This window comes from Arthrobacter sp. 147(2020), assembly GCF_013116715.1.
Lineage (GTDB): Bacteria > Actinomycetota > Actinomycetes > Actinomycetales > Micrococcaceae > Arthrobacter_D.
On sequence record NZ_JABFOM010000005.1, the window covers coordinates 87,809 to 105,462 of the forward strand.

Here is a 17,654-nt window from a genome sequence, read left to right on the forward strand (position 1 = left end):
CTGGCGCAAGCGGCTGGGACTGCGCCATTAGCCCTTGACGGCGCCCGAGGTCAGGCCGGAAACGATTTGACGTTGGAACAGCAGTACCAACAGGACGATCGGGATGGTGACGATGATCGCAGCTGCCGAAATGGCGCCGGTGGGTGACTCGAACTGCGAGGCGCCAGTGAAGAACGCCAGCGCCGCCGGCACCGGCCGCGCAGCCTCCGTGGAGGTGAGCGAGATGCCGTAGACGAAGTCGTTCCACGCGATGAAGAACGCAATGATCGCCGTCGTGAAGACCCCGGGTGCGGCCAGCGGAACGATTGCCTTGCGGAAGGCCTGCCAGGTGGTGGCACCATCGACCTGTGCCGCCTGCTCCAGCTCCCACGGGATTTGGCGGAAGAATGCCGCGAGGGTCCAGATGGAGATCGGCAGGGTCAGGGACAGGTAGGGAATGATCAACCCGAGCCAGGTGTCGTAGAGCCCGATGTTGCGCCAGAGGTTGAACAACGGGGTAACGATCGAGATCACCGGGAAGATCGACACTGCCAGTGCGGTGGTGAGGACCAGCTTCTTCCCGGGGAAATCGAGCCGGGCAATCGCGTAGGCGCACAGCGTGGCCAGGACGACGGCGATCGCCGTCGCGATGAGCGAGATACCGATCGAGTTGCGCAGCGAGGTCAGGAACAGCTCCTGCGCGTCGCCGACCAGGATCTGTTCGTAGTTGGAAATGGTGGCAGCGCCCGGCGTCGGCAGGAAGCTTCCGTTGGTGAGGTCGCTGGGGGATTTGAAGGAGGTTGCCAGGATGGAGGCCACCGGGAACAGTGCGTACAACAGCACCAGAACCGAGATGACGGCCCACCAGATCTTTTCGCGCCGGGAAGAGTTCTTCATTACTTTTCTCCTCTCGTGCCGGCAAGATCCACTTTGAAGATCTTGATGGCAGCGAAACTGATCAATATGACACAGAGGAACAAGAGCACCGAGACCGCTGAACCGAGCCCAATCTCAAGGCGGCTGATCGACGTCCGGTAGGCCAGGAGGGAAAGCACCTCTGTATTGTTCTCGCCGTTGGTCATGATGAACACGTTGTCGAATATTCGGAAGGCGTCGAGGGCCCTGAACAGGACCGCGACCATGATGGCCGCCTTCATGTTGGGAATGACCACCTTGCGCATCTGTTCCCACCACGTGGCGCCGTCGACCTTGGCGGCCTCGGTGAGCTCATCGGGGACCTGGGCCAGGCCTGCCAGCAGCAGGAGGGAGATGAAGGGGGTGGTCTTCCAGATCTCGGAGGCCATGATGACGAACAGTGAGGTGCCGGTCTGGGCGAACCAGTTCAGGTCCGAGTCGATGCCGGGCACCCAGTCGAACCAGGCGTTCACGTACCCCGAGTTGATGTCGAAGGCGTAGAACCAGGCGTAGGCGGACACCACGGTGATGATGCCGTAGGGCACCAGGATCGCGGTGCGGAGGATCCCCTTGAGTGACTTCAGTGCCTTGCTCATCACCAGTGCCAGCGCGAACCCGAGCACCAGTTCGACGGCGACGGTAATGACGGTGATGAGGACGGTCACCAGGAGGCCCTGCCACCAGACACTGTCCCCGAGGATCGTGATGTAGTTCGCAAACCAGATGAACTCACGCTCATCCGGGGCGGTGAGCCTGAAGGCGAACAGGGATTCGAAGAAGGCCTGCAGGATGGGGTACAGCGTCACCAGCAGCATCACCACGAAGGCGGGACCCGCGAGGTACCAGCCCATCCGCCGTTCGGCTTTGACCCGGTCGCTGTGCTGTGTCTTCGCCTTCTTCGCCTTGTCCGGATTCGGTGACTTGCCGGCGTCGGGCTTGTTGATCGTTGAGCTACTCACAGTAGCCTCTCCCCTCTGAGCACTGCGGTGATGAACTCCTGGGACCGTTCGGGGGTTGTGTCAGGATCCACTTCGTTCGGTGGTGACCATTCCTGCTGCAGTCCGGTGGAGATTTCGTTGTAGAACGGTGTCTGGGGGCGGGGAGCCGCGAGTTCGAGTGAATCCCTGATGGTTGTTGCCATCGGGAAGTCTTCCTCGATCGTCGGATCGTCGTATGCCTCCGAATTGGACGGCGGGTTGCCGTTGGTGATGAAGTACTCGGTCTGGTTTTCGGGCCTAACAATGCACTCGATGGCCTCGTAGGCCAGATCCGGATCGTCGCTCGCCGCACCGACACCCAGGTTGATGCCGCCCAGCGGTGGTGCTGTGTCTTCGCCCTCGGTGACCGTGGGGAACAGTGCCCAGCCGATGTCGTCGACTACCGACTGATCGATCGACCCCGCTTCGACGGCACCCAGGGTAGCGGGCCAGACGAACGGGTAGTTGACCATGAAGGAACCGTCATCGCCCTGGAACAGGGTGAGTGAGGTGTTTTCGGTGGAGGTTGGCAAGCCTGGGCCGCCGAGACCCTCGGTGCCGATGGTGCCGATGATCCGCGCTGCCTCCTGGCCAGCCTCGGAGGTGAGGCCCAGCTCCAGTTCGTCGGCGGACGCTTCGGGGTTCTCGAGAATCTGGCCGCCAGCGGATTCCACCAGGGCGTTGATCCAGACGGTCATCGACTCGGCCGGTGAACCCTGGACTCCGAGGAGCTTGTCCTGCTCGGTGGCCGCGTCGATCAGCTGGTCCCAGGTGACCGGCTGGGACATATCCAGCCCGGCGGCCTCGGCAACCGATTCGCGATACCAGAGAATTTGGGTGTTGGCCCAGAAGGGAACGGTGACCAGTTCGTCCTTCCAGGTGGCACCGGCGAGGGCGCCTTCAAGGACGTTCTCGGAGAAGACGTCCACCGAATCCTCGGGGATGGGTGCCAGGAATCCTGGCTCCGCAAGTTCGGGGATGAACGGCGGGTCAATGCTCATGATGTCCATTGACGTGTCCCCGGCCGCGAGCCGTCGCGCGAGCTGCTCGCGCTGGGCGGCCGCATCGGTCGGGAGAAGCGACGTCTCAATCCGGTAGGCGCCGTCGGCCTCTTCGGTGCAGCTGGCGGCAATTGCTGCCTGCCCTCCCGCATCGGGATTGATGTACCAGGTTAGTGTCGTGACGCTTTCCGTCGGACCACAGCCCGTCAGCAGCATCGTTCCCATTGCCAGTGTTGCCACAGCCGCCGCTTTCGGCCGGCTCCGGACTGGATCGATTTTCCTTCGCCTGTTCGGCATTCCCACCGTGCCTCCACATCGTTGTAGATAGCCCGGTCGCCCTAGGTACAGCAGGCGAACCGAAGCAACCTTGTCTTTGAGACCATATGCCCTGAGTGGGAAATTCGCCACAACCTCAGGTTGCAATCCGGGCAAGGTTGAGCAGGAAAAGCGCCCCTAAACGTAAGCGCTTACTAAAGTAGTGCTGAATTATTCAACGCGTGGGGCGGCCTCTCGAGGCCGTCGACGACGCTCTCGGCGGGGTCGTTGCCGAGGTCCACGATGCGGTTCTGTTCGTTGACGTGCACCACTGTGGGGAGGTACTCATGCGCTTCGGCGTCGGTGAGCTGCGCGTAGGTGATGAGGATGACTGTGTCACCCTGGTGGACCAGGTGGGCAGCCGGGCCGTTGATGCCCAGTACCCCTGATCCGCGTTCACCGGCGATGGTGTAGGTCTCCAGGCGTGCGCCATTGGTGACGTCGACAATGGAGACCATCTCGCCGGGCAGGATGTCTGCCGCTTCGAGCAGGTCGAGGTCCACGGTGACGGACCCCACGTAGTGAAGGTCAGCGTGGGTTACCGTTGCGCGGTGGATTTTAGACTTGAACATTGTGCGATTCATCAGGATCAAGTATACGGTCGCGGTCGAGTACCCGGCTATGTGGTGTTGGGCACTGCAGCTGCGGCGGACTGGGCCGTGGCGTGCAGGTTTCCCCAGATTGTGGTTCCCGACGTCGTCGTCGGACGGCGTGTCTTTCGAAGACACGCGGTTCGGGTCCCAGAACCCGGGGAAACCTGCACAGCCCGGACGCCCGGCATGCTCCACGAGGTGCTGTCAGGCGTCCGGAGCCTTCCGGAGGGCGCGGCCCATGATCGCTGACGTGAGCGCCGCGACCAGCTCATGGTTCGCCAGCGGGTTGCTCAGCAGGGTGAAGTCAACCGCGCCGACCGCTGGCAGGTTGAAGCGGTTGCTGACCTGGACCAGGTCCTCCGGGATGAGGGATTGCGGAAAGACGGCCAGACCAATTCCGGCTCGCGCCGCGGCAAGGACCCCGTTGATCTCCCGGGTGTTGCAGGTTATCCGCCAGGTACGGCCGGCCTTTTCCAGGGCGTCTATGGTCATCTGGCGGGTGAGACTGGGGGACTGGTAGACGATCAGCGGCACAGGCGCGCCGTCCTCAAGGGTGGTTTTCCCGTGACCGGCCCAGACCAGCTGGTCGGTCTGCACCAGGGTCCCCTCTCCGGTGCCGCTCATGTACTTGATGAAGATCAGGTCCACCTGGCCAGCCCGCAGCCGGCGCAGCAGCAGGGGGCTCTGGGTGACAGTGAGCTCAAGATTGATCTGTGGATAGAGCTGGCGGAAGTGGCGGAGGATGCGGGGGAGCTGCGTGATTGCAAGATCATCGGCCACGCCAAATCTGAGCCGTCCCCGCATGGCCGAACCGGAAAAGTACGCCACTGCCTGTTCCTGCGCCGCGAGGATGGTCCGGGCGAAGCCGGCCATCGCATCCCCGTTGTCCGTCAGGCTGACGCCCCGGGTGTCACGCGAGATCAGCAGTCGCCCTGCGGCCTCCTCCAGCTTCCGGATGTGCTGGCTGACCGTGGGCTGGCTCAGGTTCAGCCGGCCCGCCGCACCGGTGAAGCTCAGGGTTTCCGCGACGGCGAGGAACGTTCTGAGTTGAACCGGGTCATACACGTTTGAACCACCTATTACGTTTCAGAATACGAGTTATAGCCACCATACGCTTTCATGATGATTCGACGGTGCGTAGCGTGGAAGGAGTTCCCCACTCCCAGCACAGGAAGACACCTTGGCACCCCCACCGCCCTCCGCCAGCCCGGCCGGAGACCCCACGCTCACCGCACCCATGCCCATCACCACTGCGCGGCCCGCATGGCGCGACACCTTCATCTCCCTCCGAATCCCCAACTTCCGCCGCTTCGCGATCTCCCACCTGATCGCAGTGATCGCAGTGTGGATGCAGCGCATCGCCCAGGACTGGATGGTGCTGGAACTCTCCGGGTCGGTAACCGCCGTCGGCATCACCGTGGCGCTGCAGTTCGCGCCGTTTCTCCTCCTCGGACCCTACGGCGGCATCATCGCGGACCGCTACCCAAAGCGCATCCTCCTGATCATCACCCAGAGCCTCGCGGCGCTGATGGCAGCCGTGATGGCCGTCCTCGCCCTGACCGGTCTGGTGGAGGTGTGGCATGTCTATATCATCGCGTTCACCCTGGGGCTGGTCACCGTGGTCGACGCTCCCGCGCGGCAGGTCTTCGTCAATGACCTGGTGGGGCCGGTGCACCTGCGCAACGCCATCAGCCTGAACTCCTCGATTTTCCAGGTGGGTGCCATGGTGGGCCCGGCGATCAGCGGTGTGCTGATCACTGCGATCGGCGGCGGGTGGGCATTCGCTGTGAACGCCGTCGCGTGCCTGTACACGGTCATCACCCTCGCGCTGCTGCGGACCGATCAGCTGTCGGTGGCCGTGCGGGCACCCCGGGCGAAAGGGCAGCTCCGCGAAGGTGCCCGGTACGTGATGCGAAAGCCCGCGATCTTCTGGTGCATGCTCACCGGGGCCTTCGTCTCGGTGTTCGCCATGAGTACGCCGGTGCTGATGGCGGCGTTCGCCGACACCGTCTTCGACTCCGGCGCGCAGGGGTACGGATTCCTCAACACGGCGCTGGCCACCGGGTCGCTGGTCGGTGCGCTTGCCTCCACCCGACGGACCACCCTGAGGCTGAGGGGCGTACTCGGTGGTGCCGCCGCGTTTGGTGGGTTCATGGCCCTTGGCGCGGTTGCCCCGAACCAGGCGGTCTTCGCGATCCTGATGTTCTTTGCCGGGATCGGCTGCCTCTGGTTCATCACCGGCGCTAATCAGCTGGTGCAGATCTCGTCCAACCTCGCGATCCGGGGCCGGGTCATGGCCCTGTACATGATGGTGCTGATCGGTGGGCAGGCCATCGGCGGTCCGATGATCGGCTGGCTGGCCGAGAACATCGGTGCGCCCACCACGGTGCTGATCGCCGGTGGAGTGCCGCTGCTGGCGTCGGGAGTGATCGCCGTCGTCCTAGCCCGGAAGGGACAACTGACCCTGCGGTTCCGCTACACCCACGCATCGGATCGCCGACGGCGGCTGGTGGCGATCGTCCCGAAGGACCCCGCCGCACGGCGCCATGCGGCTGTCTGATCGGCGCACGGCGGGGGTGCGGCAGGGATAATGCACTATGACAATTGCCCTGATTGTGGTCCTTTTCGTCCTCGCCGCGTTTGCCGAGATCGGCGGTGCCTGGCTGGTCTGGCAGAGCATCCGTGAGGGCAGGCCCTGGTGGTGGGCGGGACTCGGGGTGATGGCGCTCGCAGCTTACGGGTTCATTGCAACCCTGCAGCCGGACGCGAACTTCGGGAGGATTCTCGCCGCTTACGGAGGGATTTTTGTCGCCGGCTCGCTCGCCTGGGGAGTGGTCTTCGACGGGTTCCGGCCGGACCGATGGGATCTGGCTGGGTCGGCGCTCTGCCTGGTGGGGGTGGCTGTCATCATGTTCGCTCCGCGGCCGGTGGTCTGAACTCAGAACCACAGGAGTTGCCCCGGAGGAAAATTGGAGCGGGCGACGGGAATCGAACCCGCGTATCGAGCTTGGGAAGCTAGCGCTCTACCATTGAGCTACGCCCGCCTGGAGACCAGCCAACACTGCGGCTTGGATCCCGGCAAAACAACGAGATTCAGCCTACCCCAACCTCACCGTTGCGAAAACACAGGGCCTGGGAAGGCAGTCTCTCGCCCGCCGGGCCAATCTCCGTGCCAAGGAGGCTCCCGGCCCCGGTTCCCCACGGGATGAGTACCCTAAGACCATGAGCGTCGAGAAGAACACCCGGGATATCGAAGCGGGAATCGAAAAGGATTTCACCGAGAAGATGAGCTACGGCTCCTACCTGTCACTGGACGAATTGTTGTCCGCCCAGCACCCGGTGAGCCGCCCGGAGCACCACGACGAAATGCTGTTCATCATCCAGCACCAGACGTCGGAGTTGTGGCTGAAGCTGGTCCTGCATGAGTTGCGCGCGGTCCGGGCGAAGCTCCAGGACGACGACCTGCGTTCGGCGATGAAGGGCATCGCACGCATCAAACACATTCAGCGCTCCCTTACCGAGCAGTGGTCGGTCCTGGCCACCCTCACACCTTCCGAGTACGCGGAGTTCAGGGGAGACCTCGGGTCCTCCAGCGGATTTCAGTCCTACCAGTACCGGGCGGTCGAGTTCCTGCTCGGCAACAAGAACGCGGGGATGCTGGAAGTCTTCACCAATGACCCGGCGGCGCGGGGTCTGCTGTCCGAGCTCCTGGACCAGACGAGTATCTACGACGAGTTCATCAGGTTGCTCTCCCGCCGGGGTCACACCATTCCGGCCGAGCTGCTTGACCGGGATGTCAGAACTGCCCACGTCTTCAACCCGGAGCTGGTGCAGGTCTACAAGGCGGTGTACGAGAATGCGGCCGAACACTGGGACCTGTATGAGGCGTGCGAGGAGCTGGTGGACCTGGAGGACAACTTCCAGCTCTGGCGGTTCCGGCACCTGAAGACAGTTGAACGGACCATCGGCTTCAAGCGCGGCACGGGGGGCTCATCGGGGGTCGGTTTCCTGCAGAAAGCACTCGAGCTCACCTTCTTCCCCGAGCTGTACGCGGTGCGTACCGAGATTGGCCGGTAACCACGAACACCAGGGACTGCGGTATTTTTGAACCGTGCTGATCTCTGACCGCGACATCCGAACCGAAATTGACCGCCAACGAATTGTGCTCGATCCCTATGACGAGGCGATGGTCCAGCCCTCCAGCGTGGACGTCCGGATTGACCGCTACTTCAGGTTGTTCGACAACCACAAGTACGCGCACATCGACCCGGCTGAGGACCAGCCCGAGCTGACCCGTCTGGTGGAGGTGGATGCGGATGAACCGTTCATTCTGCACCCGGGCGAGTTTGTGCTCGGATCGACCTACGAGACAGTGACTCTGCCCGACGACATCGCGGCCCGGCTGGAGGGCAAGTCTTCGCTCGGCCGCCTGGGTCTGCTGACGCACTCCACTGCGGGCTTCATCGACCCGGGATTCTCCGGCCATGTGACCCTTGAGCTATCCAACATGGCCACGTTGCCCATCAAGCTGTGGCCAGGGTCCAAGATCGGGCAGCTCTGCTTCTTCCGGTTGACCTCCCCGTCGGAACACCCCTACGGGTCAGGCCCGTACGGAAACAGATATCAGGGACAGCGTGGCCCGACGGCGTCGCGCAGCCACCAGAACTTCCACCGCACCGCTATCTGAGTCCTAGTAGGACGGGACGACGGCGGGGGGCACCTTCGCGGGTGGCTTCACCGGGAGCAAGACGAGGAGTCCCGCGAGCAGCACCACCAGAATGCCGATGATGCCGTACCGCTGTTCACCGAAGATGGTGATCGATGCGGCGAAGAGGGCAGGTGCGAGGAAGCTGACCGCGCGGCCGGTGGTGGCGTAGAGGCCAAACAGTTCACCCTCTTCTCCCGCAGGTGCCAGCCGGGCCAGGTAGGCGCGGGACGACGCCTGCGCTGGACCGACGAACAGGGTCAGCATCAGACCAAACACCCAGAACGTTACATCGCCGGTCCAGGTGAAGCCCAGCACCTCGTAGGTGCCCGGGCCAAGGATCAGGACGGCGGAGCCGGCAATCAGCAGGCCAATCAGGGCGACGATGATCACCCGTTTCGGGCCCACCCGGTCGTCGAGGAAGCCGCCGATAATCGCGCCGACCGCGGCGATCAGGTTTCCGGCGATGGCAAAGACGATCACCTCGCTCAGCGTGAACCCGAAGGTGCCCGCCGCGATGATGCCGCCGAACGTGAAAACCGCTGCCAGGCCGTCGCGGAAAATTGCGCTGGCGAGAAGAAAGAAGATGGTGTGCGGGCTGGTCCTGTAGATCGCTTTGACCCGCCGGAACAGCAGCCCGTAGGACGCGAGGAAGCCCAGCTGTGCGGCTTTGTCCCGACGAGGTACTTCGGGCACCGCGAACATCACCGGCACGGCGAAGGCTAGAAACCACAGGGCCGAGAACACAGCGACCAGCCGGATATTCAGGCTGTCTGTCGTGTCCGAGCCGAACCAGGTGAACACCGGCTCCACAAACGCGACGAGCACCAGAACCAGCGCGACAATTCCGCCGACATACCCCATCGCCCACCCGAACCCGCTGATCCGCCCGATACTGCGTGGGGTCGAGATCTGCGTCAGCATCGCGTTGTAGTTCACGCCCGCGAACTCGAAGAAAATGTTGGCCAGCGCGATCAGGGCGACGCCGAGGAGCAGGAACTCCGGCTGGGGGAAGACGAAGAAGCAGAGGCCGGTCAGCAGCGCCACCAGGAGGCTGTTCACCCCGAGCCAGAGCTTCCGCCGTCCGCCGTTGTCGGAGCGTTGGCCGGTCACCGGCGCGAGCAGCGCGATCATGGCCCCGGCAATTGCCAGGCCCCAGCCCAGCACCACCGAGGCCCGGGCTTCCCCGCCGAAGGCGTCACTGGTGAGGTACACGGTGAAGACGAAGGTGGTCATGACCGCGTTGAAAGCGGCCGATCCCCAGTCCCAGGATGCCCACGCGAGCACCGGCCGCGACAGCAGCCTGCCCGCGCCACTCGCCTGGCCGGGAACGGCGTCCTCCGCCCGGGCGCTCGAAGAGGGCTGGGACGGTGCTGGCTGGGGAGAATCCACGCTCATAGGGTGAATGCTATCCCGCGCCCGTGCCTCAGGAGGTGAGGCGAAAACCCGTGATCCCTAAAACGCCTGACAGCACCGAAGTATTCCTGCAGCCTCCAATTCCCTGCCGATGGCGTAACCCGGCGGCCGGTCCTGTATTCCACAGGTAGAATAGATCGAAGCCCCTGACCGTCCGTGCTGTCTACAGCTGACCGTCTCACACTGAGAGATCAGGAGATCATCGTGCTAATCGTGCTCATCGCGTTGTTCGCGGTAGCCCTTGTCGCGCCCTTGATCTTCCGCCGGCTCGGCCGCTCAGGCTTCTACGTGCTGGCCGCGGTCCCCGCGGCGGCGTTCGTCTGGCTTGTGATCACCTTCGACCAGTACACGGGGGAGGGACAGAACCTCCTCGAAGGCCAGCCCAACGCTCCACCGTCGATCATCTTCCAGTGGATCCCCAGCCTCGCCCTGGAACTGGCGTTCCGGATGGACACGCTGGCCGCCGTGCTGTCGCTCCTCATCCTCGGCATCGGCGCCCTTGTGCTGTTCTACTGCGCACGCTACTTCAAGCAGAACGACCCCAACCTTGGACCGTTCGGGGCGCAGCTCCTCGCGTTCGCCGGTGCCATGTTCGGGCTGGTCACCGCCGACGACATGATCCTGCTGTTCATCTTCTGGGAACTGACCACTGTCCTGTCCTACCTGCTGATCGGCTACTCGCGGCACCGTCTTGCGGCCCGCCGCGCCGCCTTGCAGGCCCTGATCGTCACCACCCTCGGTGGCCTCACGATGCTGGTCGGCATGATCATGCTCGGTCAGACCGCCGGCACCTACCGGATCTCGGACATCATGGCCCAGTCCGAGTCGCTCCTGTCCAACGGACTGGTGGTCGACGTCGCGATCGGGCTGATCCTCGTCGGCGCGATCACCAAGTCGGCGCTGATCCCCTTCCACTTCTGGCTCCCCGGAGCCATGGCCGCCCCCACCCCCGTAAGCGCATACCTGCACGCGGCGGCGATGGTGAAGGCTGGCATCTACCTGGTGGCACGCTTCGCTCCAGGGTTCTCCGACGCCGCGTCCTGGATGCCAATGATCATGATCCTCGGACTGGCCACCATGCTGATCGGCGGGTGGCGGGCGCTGCGCCAGCATGACCTGAAACTGATCCTCGCGTACGGCACGGTCAGCCAGCTCGGGTTCCTCACCATGGTGGTGGGCCTCGGTGGGCCAGGCGGTGCACTTGCCGGACTGGGCATGCTCGTGGCACACGGGCTGTTCAAGGCCACCCTCTTCCTGGTGGTCGGCATCATCGACCACCAGGCCGGCACCCGCGATATCCGCAAGCTCGCCGGAATCCGCAAAAGCGCCCCAGCCCTCGCCGTCATCGCGACCATCGGCGCCGCGTCGATGGCCGGCATCCCACCCCTGCTGGGTTTCGTGGCCAAGGAATCGATCTTCGAAACCTTCGTCCACCAGGCAGAGATCGACCCCACGCCCGTTGGCACCCTCCTGCTCGTCGGCATCGTTGCTGGCTCAGCGCTGACCTTCGCCTACAGCGCCCGTTTCGTCTGGGGCGGATTCGCCTGCAAGGGCGAGGACGCCACACCGTTCAAACGGGTGGAGAAATCCTTCCTGTTCGCGCCGGCGGTCCTCACCGTCTTCACCGTGGGACTCGGACTCTGGCCAGCGCCGCTGGACGCCATCATCCAGCCCTACGTCACCTTGTTTGAGGCCGACGGCGAGGAAAGCTACCTTGCCCTGTGGCATGGCTTCACCCCGGCCCTTGCCCTGTCGGCAGTCACCATCGCCGTCGGAATCCTGCTGTTCTGGTTCCGCGCCCAGGTGGAGCGTGCCCAGTCCAAGGTGCCCGCCCTGATCGACTCCGAGCGGGGCTACAAGTACACGATCGGCACGCTCGACGACGTAGCCGTCTGGATCACCGGTCGTACCCAGCGCGGTTCGCTGGCGTTCTACCTGTTCGTCATTCTGACGATGGCGATCATCACCCCGCTGACGGCGATCGTGTTCTACGACGCACCGCTTCCGGACCGGTGGCACTACGCGGACTCGCCAGCCCAGGTGGCGGCCGGCGCCGTCATCCTCCTCGGAATCCTTGCCGCAGTGCGGGCCACCAAGCGTTTCATGGCTGTGCTCATGGTCGGGGTGACCGGGTACGGGATGGCCCTGATCTTTGCTTTGCAGGGCGCTCCCGACCTGGCACTGACCCAGATGCTGGTGGAGACCATCGTCCTGGTTGCCTTTGTGCTTGCGCTGCGCTCGCTACCCGCACGGCTGTGGCAGCGGGAACCGGGACGGTACCGGTTGCTCCGCGCCGTGCTGGGGATCTCTTTCGGCCTGGTGATGGCGGCAATCGCCATGTCCGCCATGGCCTCGCGCATCGCAACGCCTGTGTCCCTCGAATACCCGGGTCTGGCCTACGAGGGCGGTGGAGGCGAGAACATCGTCAACGTCACCCTGGTGGACATCAGGGCGTGGGACACCTACGGCGAAATCTCGGTGCTTGCCATCGCGGCCACCGGCATCGCCAGCCTGATCTTCATCAGGGGTCGCGGCGACACCCGCCAGCGCGCCGAGAGCGTCAAATCGGGTTCGGTCGATCGTGGTCAGGAACCCATCGCCGAGTTCGGGCGGGAAGCCGCGGCGCGTGAGCTGGCGAAGAAGTTCTCCTCGGTCTCCCGGGACGCGTGGCTGGTGGCTGGGCGAACCCTCGCTCCCGAGCGGCGGTCGATCATCTTCGAAGTCGTCACCCGGTTGCTCTTCCACTCGATCATCATCTTCTCCATCTACCTGCTCCTGGCGGGCCACAACCTCCCGGGCGGTGGATTCGCTGGCGGTCTGATGGCCGGCCTGGCGCTGACCGTGCGCTACCTTGCGGGCGGGCGTTTCGAACTGGCTGAGGCCAGCCCGGTCAGCGCGGGAGTGCTACTCGGCGCGGGCATGGCGACCACCTCCCTTAGCGCCTTGATTCCGCTCCTGATGGGCGGCCAGATCCTCCAGACCGCCATCATCGAGTTCTGGATGCCGGTCTTCGGTGACGTCAAGTTCGTCACCTCGACAGTTTTCGACATCGGCGTCTATCTGGTGGTCGTGGGGCTGGTGCTTGACGTGCTGCGCAGCCTGGGCTCGGAAATCGATGAACGCAGCGAGGGCCTTTCCGCGTCCTCCGATCCGGACAGCATGCAGTCACAGCAACAGGAACATACCGAGTCTGGCGAGGGAGTGGTTCGATGAGCGTGAACATCACCCTGCTGGTGGTCATGGCAGCCCTCTTCGCCGGGGGCATCTACCTGCTGCTGGAGCGCAGCCTGACCAGGGTCCTGTTGGGCCTGATATTGCTGGCCAATGGTGCCAACATCCTGCTCCTCTCCACCGGAGGCCGTGCCGGCGTCGCTCCGCTGTACTCGGAGGACATCCCGGCTGACGCCTACTCGGATCCGCTGCCCCAGGCGCTGATCCTGACGGCGATTGTCATTTCTTTCGCGGTGACCGCCTTCATGCTGGGCATCATCTACCGGTCCTGGGTATTGGGCCGGCGCGACGAGGTGCAGGACGACATGGAGGACCGCAGGGTGGCCAGCCAGAGCAGCTTCGACGCCGAAGACGACGCGGACGTGCCCGAGGAGACCACCGAGTTCACCCCGCTTGAGGAGGCTGAGGAAGCCCCCGGATCCCAGAACGCCGGAGTCCTCGACCTCCCCGCCGACCCGAAGGAGCCACGGTGAACATCGCAAGCTACGCACCGCTGGCGGTCGTCCTGCCCTTCCTCGGTGCGGCAATCGCCTTCCTCCTGATCCGTCACTCAAGGTCGCAGCGTGCAGTGAGCATTTCGACGCTGAGTATCACCCTGATCCTCGAACTTTTCCTGCTGCAGAACGCTGCAGTCCACGGCGCCACAGCTGTGTTCATCGGCGGCTGGATGCCGCCGTTCGGCATCACCCTGGTGGTCGACCAGTTCTCGGCGTTGATGCTGGTGATTTCAACGGCGGTCAGCCTCGCCGTGCTGATCTACGCCACCGGGCAGGGAATGACCGACGGCGACGAGGACGGGCCGATCTCGATCTTCCATCCCACCTACCTGATCCTGGTGGCGGGCGTGTCCAACGCGTTCATGTCCGGCGACCTGTTCAACCTGTACGTGGGCTTCGAGATCCTGCTGACCGCCAGTTACGTGCTGATGACCCTGGGTGGGACCACCCCCCGGATCCGCGCCGGGGTCACCTACGTGGTGGTCAGCGTGGTGTCCTCCCTGTTGTTCCTCATCGCGATCGGCATGATCTACGCAGCGACCGGCACCATCAACCTGGCCGACCTTGCCGTGAAGCTGGGCGAGATCGACCCCTCCACACAGATGATGCTGCACCTGATGCTGCTGGTGGCCTTCGGCATCAAGGCTGCGGTGTTCCCGTTGTCCTTCTGGCTCCCGGACTCCTACCCGACGGCGCCAGCACCGGTGACCGCCGTGTTCGCCGGCCTGCTCACCAAAGTGGGCGTGTACGCGATGGTTCGCACCGAGACCCTCCTTTTCCCAGGCGACCGGATCAACACGCTGTTGATGGTGGTCGCGATCCTCACGATGGTGGTGGGTATCCTGGGCGCCCTGGCGCAGTCCGACATCAAACGAATGCTGTCGTTCACACTGGTCAGCCACATCGGATTCATGATCTTCGGGCTCGCCATCTCCACTGTGGTCGGATTGGGTGCCGCCATCTTCTACGTGGCGCACCACATCACCGTGCAGACCAGCCTCTTCCTGGTCACCGGTCTGATCGAGCGCCGCGGCGGGACCGCCAACATGGACCGCCTTGGCGGGCTGGCCAAGCTCTCGCCCCTCCTCGGGGTCCTCTTCTTCATCCCGGCGATGAACCTCGCCGGCATTCCGCCGTTCTCAGGATTCCTTGGCAAGCTCGGAATCCTGCAGGCCGGCGTCGAGCTGGGCTCCCCGATCGCCTACGTGGCCGTCGCGGCCAGCGTGATCACCAGCCTGCTGACGCTGCTGGCGATCGCCAGGGTCTGGAACCGTGCCTTCTGGCGACGCCCGGAAGACGCCCTCCACCCCGACCCGATCCTGCTGGCCACCAAGGCCGACGGTTCAGCGGTCCGCACCTCCCAGCGCGTCAACGGTGAAACGACCGGCCGGTTCTCCGGTCGCAACCCGGTCAACCTGTTGCCCCGCACCATGGTCGGCCCCACCATGGGGCTGGTGGGACTCGGCGTGCTGCTCACCCTGCTGGCGGGCCCGCTCTTCGAGATCAGCGACAACGCAGCGCAGAACATGCTGGACCGCACCGACTACATTGAGGCAGTCCTCGGCGAGGGGAGCGCGCCATGACCCGGCAGAAAATCCCCTTCATCACCGAGCTTCCCCTGATCATCTGGCTGGTCATTGTCTGGGGTGCACTCTGGCAGGACTTCAGCCCGGGCAACCTCATCTTCGGCGGCCTGATCGCCTACGCCGTCGCGAACCTGCTGTACCTGCCGCCGGTAGAGCTCAGCGGGCGGTTCAACGTGCTCTACGCCGTGCCGTTCGCGGTCCGGTTCATCTATAAGCTCGTGATCGCCAGCTTTGAGGTGTTCTGGCTTTCGTTGACCCGCGGGCCGCACCTCGTGAACGCCGTCGTCGCCGTGCAACTGCGCAGCCAGTCGGATCTGCTGGTCACCACCACCGGGCACGCCCTGTCCCTCATCCCCGGCTCGCTGGTGATTGAAGTGGACCGCTCCACCTCCACCCTGTATCTGCACTGCCTGAACGTCGCCACCCCCGAGGACGCGGCGAAGATCCGCTCCGACGTCCGGACCACGGAGGCCTGGCTGATCAAGATCATGGGAACGCGGGACGACCTGGCGCTGCTCCAAACCGAGCAACGGTTCGACGAAGAGAACGACTCCCGCCAGGAAGGGGCCAGCACATGATGGTTGTCGCCATCTTCATCGCCGCGGGGCTGCTCATCCTGGCCGCCCTGTGCGCCCTGTACCGCATCGCAAGGGGTCCCTCGATCCTGGACCGGGTGCTTGCCATCGACGTGCTGCTCGCCACCATCGGTGGGGCACTCGCGATGGACATGGCGGTCAACCGGCACCTGGACAATGTGGTGCTCCTCGTGGCCATCTCGGTGATCGGGTTTATCGGCTCGGTAACCGTGGCGCGCTTCGTGACGGACAGGAAATAGGACATGAACGAGACAGTGATTGACGCACTCACCGCCGTGTTCCTGATCGGCGGCGCTCTCATGTCCGTCGCTGCCGGCGTCGGGCTGCTTCGGTTTCCCGACCTGCTGACCAGGATGCATGCGGCCACCAAACCCCAGGTACTGGGGCTGCTGCTGTTCCTGCTGGCCATGGCGCTCCAGCTGCGCAGCTGGATACTGCTGCCCGTGCTGTTGGTGTGCTGGATTTTCATGCTCCTGACCGTCCCCGTTTCGGCGCATATGGTGGGACGGGCGGGCTACCGCACCAAGCACCTGCGGCGGGACCTGCTCAGCATGGACGAGCTCGACGAGATCGTGGAGAAGGCGGCCAACAAAAGGGCGCCCGGCCGGAATCCGACCGAGCGCCCCGACGAGACGTAAAGAACTGCGGTTTACGTCAGGTCGCGGGTCTTCGCGAACCGGAGGGCCGCCTTCTGCGTGGTGCGGTTTGTCAGGACCTGGAGGACCGCGCGGACCGCACCGGAAATCAGGGCGAAAGCGATGGCGGAGCGCAGGCTGTTCTCAAGGGCATCCTCGTCCTTCGGCGTCGCCTTGCCGGTGGTCTTGTGCCAGATGAAATCCACTAGCTTGGCGCCGACAATTCCGGCCCCGAGGCTCAGCGCAACGCCGAGCAGTTTCATAAGCTGATTCATGGGTGTCTCCTTCGATGGTGGCTCTTTTTCCTAGCCTAGCGTTTCCCTCAGCAGACAACGACGCATCCACTGCTGGGGTCCGCCCGGTTTTGGTTGACGCGTTCGGCTCAGGTGTAGAGTTGAAACTGCTAAACATACGACAGGGGAGCGCCGCTCAGATGATGAGCGGGCGCTGAGAGTGCGGACTACCGCAGACCCTCGAACCTGATCCGGCTAGTACCGGCGAAGGGAGTCGAGTATCTCAGGGTGCCCGGCCAGTGGCATTGCTGCGGGCCCCAGGTACCCTCCCCTCCTGTACCTCAGGAGGAATTCATTATGGCTTCATCACAGGCACGAACCCAGAGCACCCCCACGTACCGCCCCACCTATCAGTGGCGGGTGGTCGATATCGTCGTCGCATCGGTGGTCGCCGTTGCCGTCGGGGTGGTCTTCTTCGCCTGGTCCGCCGGTTACACGGGGATCTCGGCGATCACCAGCGCGTTCCCGCCCCTGGCCGGACTGTATACCGGTGGGTGGCTGATCGCCGGGGTTCTCGGCGGTCTCATCATCAGGAAACCCGGCGCGGCCATCTACTGTGAGGTACTGGCGGCAGCTGTCTCAGCGCTGCTCGGCACCCAGTTTGGCCTGACCACCCTGCTGTCCGGCGCCATCCAGGGCCTCGGCGCAGAATTGATCTTCCTGCTCTTCCTGTACCGCAAATGGAACCTCGGGGTGGCGCTGCTCGCAGGACTGGGTGCGGGGCTGGCCCTGGCAATCAGCGAGAACATCCTCTACAACGCCCTCTGGGCCTTCGAATGGCAGCTCATGTACGTGGTCTTCGCATCCATCTCCGGTGTGGTGATCGCGGGCCTTCTCTCGTGGCTGGCCGTCCGGGGGCTTGCGAAGACCGGCGTGCTGTCCGCTTTCGCCGCCGGTCGAACGGCTGACGTCTAA

Annotated in this window: 18 protein-coding genes, 1 tRNA gene and 1 riboswitch; of the genes, 11 read left to right on the forward strand and 8 right to left on the reverse strand. The window is 64.1% G+C overall.

Translation table 11 applies throughout. The annotated features are described in order from the left end of the window. Nucleotides 1-27 precede the first annotated feature (27 nt). The 5 genes from HMI58_RS05675 to HMI58_RS05695 all read right to left on the reverse strand — a co-directional run bounded on the left by HMI58_RS05675 (nt 28) and on the right by HMI58_RS05695 (nt 4,845). Nucleotides 28-876 (reverse strand): carbohydrate ABC transporter permease, encoded by an 849-nt coding sequence (locus tag HMI58_RS05675; protein ID WP_171584617.1) that lies wholly within the window; start codon nt 874-876, stop codon nt 28-30. Then, on the reverse strand, nt 876-1,853 hold the full coding sequence (locus HMI58_RS05680) for a sugar ABC transporter permease (RefSeq protein WP_318779141.1): 978 nt from the start codon (nt 1,851-1,853) through the stop codon (nt 876-878). Before HMI58_RS05680 ends, HMI58_RS05675 begins: the two co-directional genes overlap by 1 nt. Next, the gene (locus HMI58_RS05685; RefSeq protein ID WP_225667932.1) at nt 1,850-3,097 is read right to left on the reverse strand and encodes an extracellular solute-binding protein; all 1,248 of its coding nucleotides are present in this window, start codon (nt 3,095-3,097) and stop codon (nt 1,850-1,852) included. Before HMI58_RS05685 ends, HMI58_RS05680 begins: the two co-directional genes overlap by 4 nt. A gap of 245 nt (nt 3,098-3,342) precedes the next feature. Then, nucleotides 3,343-3,771: an aspartate 1-decarboxylase gene (gene panD / locus HMI58_RS05690; RefSeq protein WP_171618438.1), complete on the reverse strand. Its 429-nt coding sequence runs from the start codon at nt 3,769-3,771 to the stop codon at nt 3,343-3,345. 213 nt (nt 3,772-3,984) lie between these two features. Continuing rightward, nucleotides 3,985-4,845: a LysR substrate-binding domain-containing protein gene (locus tag HMI58_RS05695; protein WP_171584621.1), complete on the reverse strand. Its 861-nt coding sequence runs from the start codon at nt 4,843-4,845 to the stop codon at nt 3,985-3,987. A gap of 172 nt (nt 4,846-5,017) precedes the next feature. Between HMI58_RS05695 and HMI58_RS05700 the strand changes: the two genes are divergently transcribed. Together HMI58_RS05700 and HMI58_RS05705 are read left to right on the forward strand one after the other, a co-directional pair. Continuing rightward, a complete protein-coding gene (locus tag HMI58_RS05700; RefSeq protein WP_171618504.1) occupies nt 5,018-6,340 on the forward strand; it encodes an MFS transporter in 1,323 nt (440 codons plus the stop codon). A gap of 37 nt (nt 6,341-6,377) precedes the next feature. Beyond that, on the forward strand, nt 6,378-6,716 hold the full coding sequence (locus HMI58_RS05705; protein ID WP_171618439.1) for a YnfA family protein: 339 nt from the start codon (nt 6,378-6,380) through the stop codon (nt 6,714-6,716). 34 nt (nt 6,717-6,750) lie between these two features. Here HMI58_RS05705 and HMI58_RS05710 read toward each other — a convergent pair. Then, nucleotides 6,751-6,824, reverse strand: a tRNA-Gly gene (locus HMI58_RS05710). A gap of 178 nt (nt 6,825-7,002) precedes the next feature. Here HMI58_RS05710 and kynA point away from each other — a divergent pair. Together kynA and dcd are read left to right on the forward strand one after the other, a co-directional pair. Then, nucleotides 7,003-7,857: a tryptophan 2,3-dioxygenase gene (gene kynA / locus HMI58_RS05715; protein ID WP_171618440.1), complete on the forward strand. Its 855-nt coding sequence runs from the start codon at nt 7,003-7,005 to the stop codon at nt 7,855-7,857. A gap of 34 nt (nt 7,858-7,891) precedes the next feature. Further along, nucleotides 7,892-8,467 carry a dCTP deaminase gene (dcd, locus tag HMI58_RS05720; protein ID WP_171584624.1) on the forward strand — a complete coding sequence of 192 codons (576 nt, stop codon included), beginning with the start codon at nt 7,892-7,894 and terminating at the stop codon, nt 8,465-8,467. A gap of 3 nt (nt 8,468-8,470) precedes the next feature. Here dcd and HMI58_RS05725 read toward each other — a convergent pair whose 3' ends face one another. Further along, nucleotides 8,471-9,883: an MFS transporter gene (locus HMI58_RS05725; protein WP_225667917.1), complete on the reverse strand. Its 1,413-nt coding sequence runs from the start codon at nt 9,881-9,883 to the stop codon at nt 8,471-8,473. Nucleotides 9,884-10,105: 222 nt separating this feature from the next. On the opposite strand from HMI58_RS05725, the gene HMI58_RS05730 reads away from it, so the two are divergent. Genes HMI58_RS05730 through mnhG form a run of 6 tightly spaced genes read left to right on the forward strand, consistent with a single transcriptional unit; the run spans nt 10,106 to nt 16,449 of the window. Further along, the gene (locus HMI58_RS05730; protein ID WP_171618441.1) at nt 10,106-13,114 is read left to right on the forward strand and encodes a Na+/H+ antiporter subunit A; all 3,009 of its coding nucleotides are present in this window, start codon (nt 10,106-10,108) and stop codon (nt 13,112-13,114) included. Next, a complete protein-coding gene (locus tag HMI58_RS05735) occupies nt 13,111-13,605 on the forward strand; it encodes a Na(+)/H(+) antiporter subunit C (RefSeq protein ID WP_171618442.1) in 495 nt (164 codons plus the stop codon). The genes HMI58_RS05730 and HMI58_RS05735 overlap by 4 nt, the downstream gene beginning before the upstream one ends. Beyond that, on the forward strand, nt 13,602-15,212 hold the full coding sequence (locus HMI58_RS05740; protein ID WP_171618443.1) for a Na+/H+ antiporter subunit D: 1,611 nt from the start codon (nt 13,602-13,604) through the stop codon (nt 15,210-15,212). Before HMI58_RS05735 ends, HMI58_RS05740 begins: the two co-directional genes overlap by 4 nt. Continuing rightward, on the forward strand, nt 15,209-15,793 hold the full coding sequence (locus tag HMI58_RS05745) for a Na+/H+ antiporter subunit E (protein ID WP_171618444.1): 585 nt from the start codon (nt 15,209-15,211) through the stop codon (nt 15,791-15,793). The genes HMI58_RS05740 and HMI58_RS05745 overlap by 4 nt, the downstream gene beginning before the upstream one ends. Then, nucleotides 15,790-16,050, forward strand: coding sequence for a monovalent cation/H+ antiporter complex subunit F (locus HMI58_RS05750; protein ID WP_171618445.1), 261 nt, complete (start codon nt 15,790-15,792; stop codon nt 16,048-16,050). The genes HMI58_RS05745 and HMI58_RS05750 overlap by 4 nt, the downstream gene beginning before the upstream one ends. 3 nt (nt 16,051-16,053) lie before the next feature. Further along, nucleotides 16,054-16,449 (forward strand): monovalent cation/H(+) antiporter subunit G, encoded by a 396-nt coding sequence (gene mnhG / locus HMI58_RS05755; protein ID WP_171618446.1) that lies wholly within the window; start codon nt 16,054-16,056, stop codon nt 16,447-16,449. 11 nt (nt 16,450-16,460) lie between these two features. Here the strand turns inward: mnhG and HMI58_RS05760 are convergent, their stop codons facing one another. Continuing rightward, complete coding sequence (locus tag HMI58_RS05760; protein WP_171584637.1) at nt 16,461-16,721, reverse strand: DUF4235 domain-containing protein; 261 nt, start codon at nt 16,719-16,721, stop codon at nt 16,461-16,463. 131 nt (nt 16,722-16,852) lie between these two features. Continuing rightward, a riboswitch (TPP riboswitch) is annotated at nt 16,853-16,969 on the forward strand. Nucleotides 16,970-17,036: 67 nt separating this feature from the next. Between HMI58_RS05760 and HMI58_RS05765 the strand changes: the two genes are divergently transcribed. After that, entirely contained in the window at nt 17,037-17,654 is a 618-nt protein-coding gene (locus HMI58_RS05765) for an ECF transporter S component (RefSeq protein ID WP_171618447.1), read from the forward strand.

Coding starts and splice junctions, on each gene's coding strand:
- HMI58_RS05675 (WP_171584617.1), bottom strand. CDS start 876: ATGAAGAACTCTTCCCGGCGCGAAAAGATCTGGTGGGCCGTCATCTCG.
- HMI58_RS05685 (WP_225667932.1), bottom strand. CDS start 3,097: ATGGGAACGATGCTGCTGACGGGCTGTGGTCCGACGGAAAGCGTCACG.
- panD (WP_171618438.1), bottom strand. CDS start 3,771: ATGAATCGCACAATGTTCAAGTCTAAAATCCACCGCGCAACGGTAACC.
- HMI58_RS05700 (WP_171618504.1), top strand. CDS start 5,018: ATGCCCATCACCACTGCGCGGCCCGCATGGCGCGACACCTTCATCTCC.
- HMI58_RS05705 (WP_171618439.1), top strand. CDS start 6,378: ATGACAATTGCCCTGATTGTGGTCCTTTTCGTCCTCGCCGCGTTTGCC.
- kynA (WP_171618440.1), top strand. CDS start 7,003: ATGAGCGTCGAGAAGAACACCCGGGATATCGAAGCGGGAATCGAAAAG.
- HMI58_RS05725 (WP_225667917.1), bottom strand. CDS start 9,883: ATGAGCGTGGATTCTCCCCAGCCAGCACCGTCCCAGCCCTCTTCGAGC.
- HMI58_RS05735 (WP_171618442.1), top strand. CDS start 13,111: ATGAGCGTGAACATCACCCTGCTGGTGGTCATGGCAGCCCTCTTCGCC.
- HMI58_RS05745 (WP_171618444.1), top strand. CDS start 15,209: ATGACCCGGCAGAAAATCCCCTTCATCACCGAGCTTCCCCTGATCATC.
- HMI58_RS05750 (WP_171618445.1), top strand. CDS start 15,790: ATGATGGTTGTCGCCATCTTCATCGCCGCGGGGCTGCTCATCCTGGCC.
- mnhG (WP_171618446.1), top strand. CDS start 16,054: ATGAACGAGACAGTGATTGACGCACTCACCGCCGTGTTCCTGATCGGC.
- HMI58_RS05760 (WP_171584637.1), bottom strand. CDS start 16,721: ATGAATCAGCTTATGAAACTGCTCGGCGTTGCGCTGAGCCTCGGGGCC.
- HMI58_RS05765 (WP_171618447.1), top strand. CDS start 17,037: ATGGCTTCATCACAGGCACGAACCCAGAGCACCCCCACGTACCGCCCC.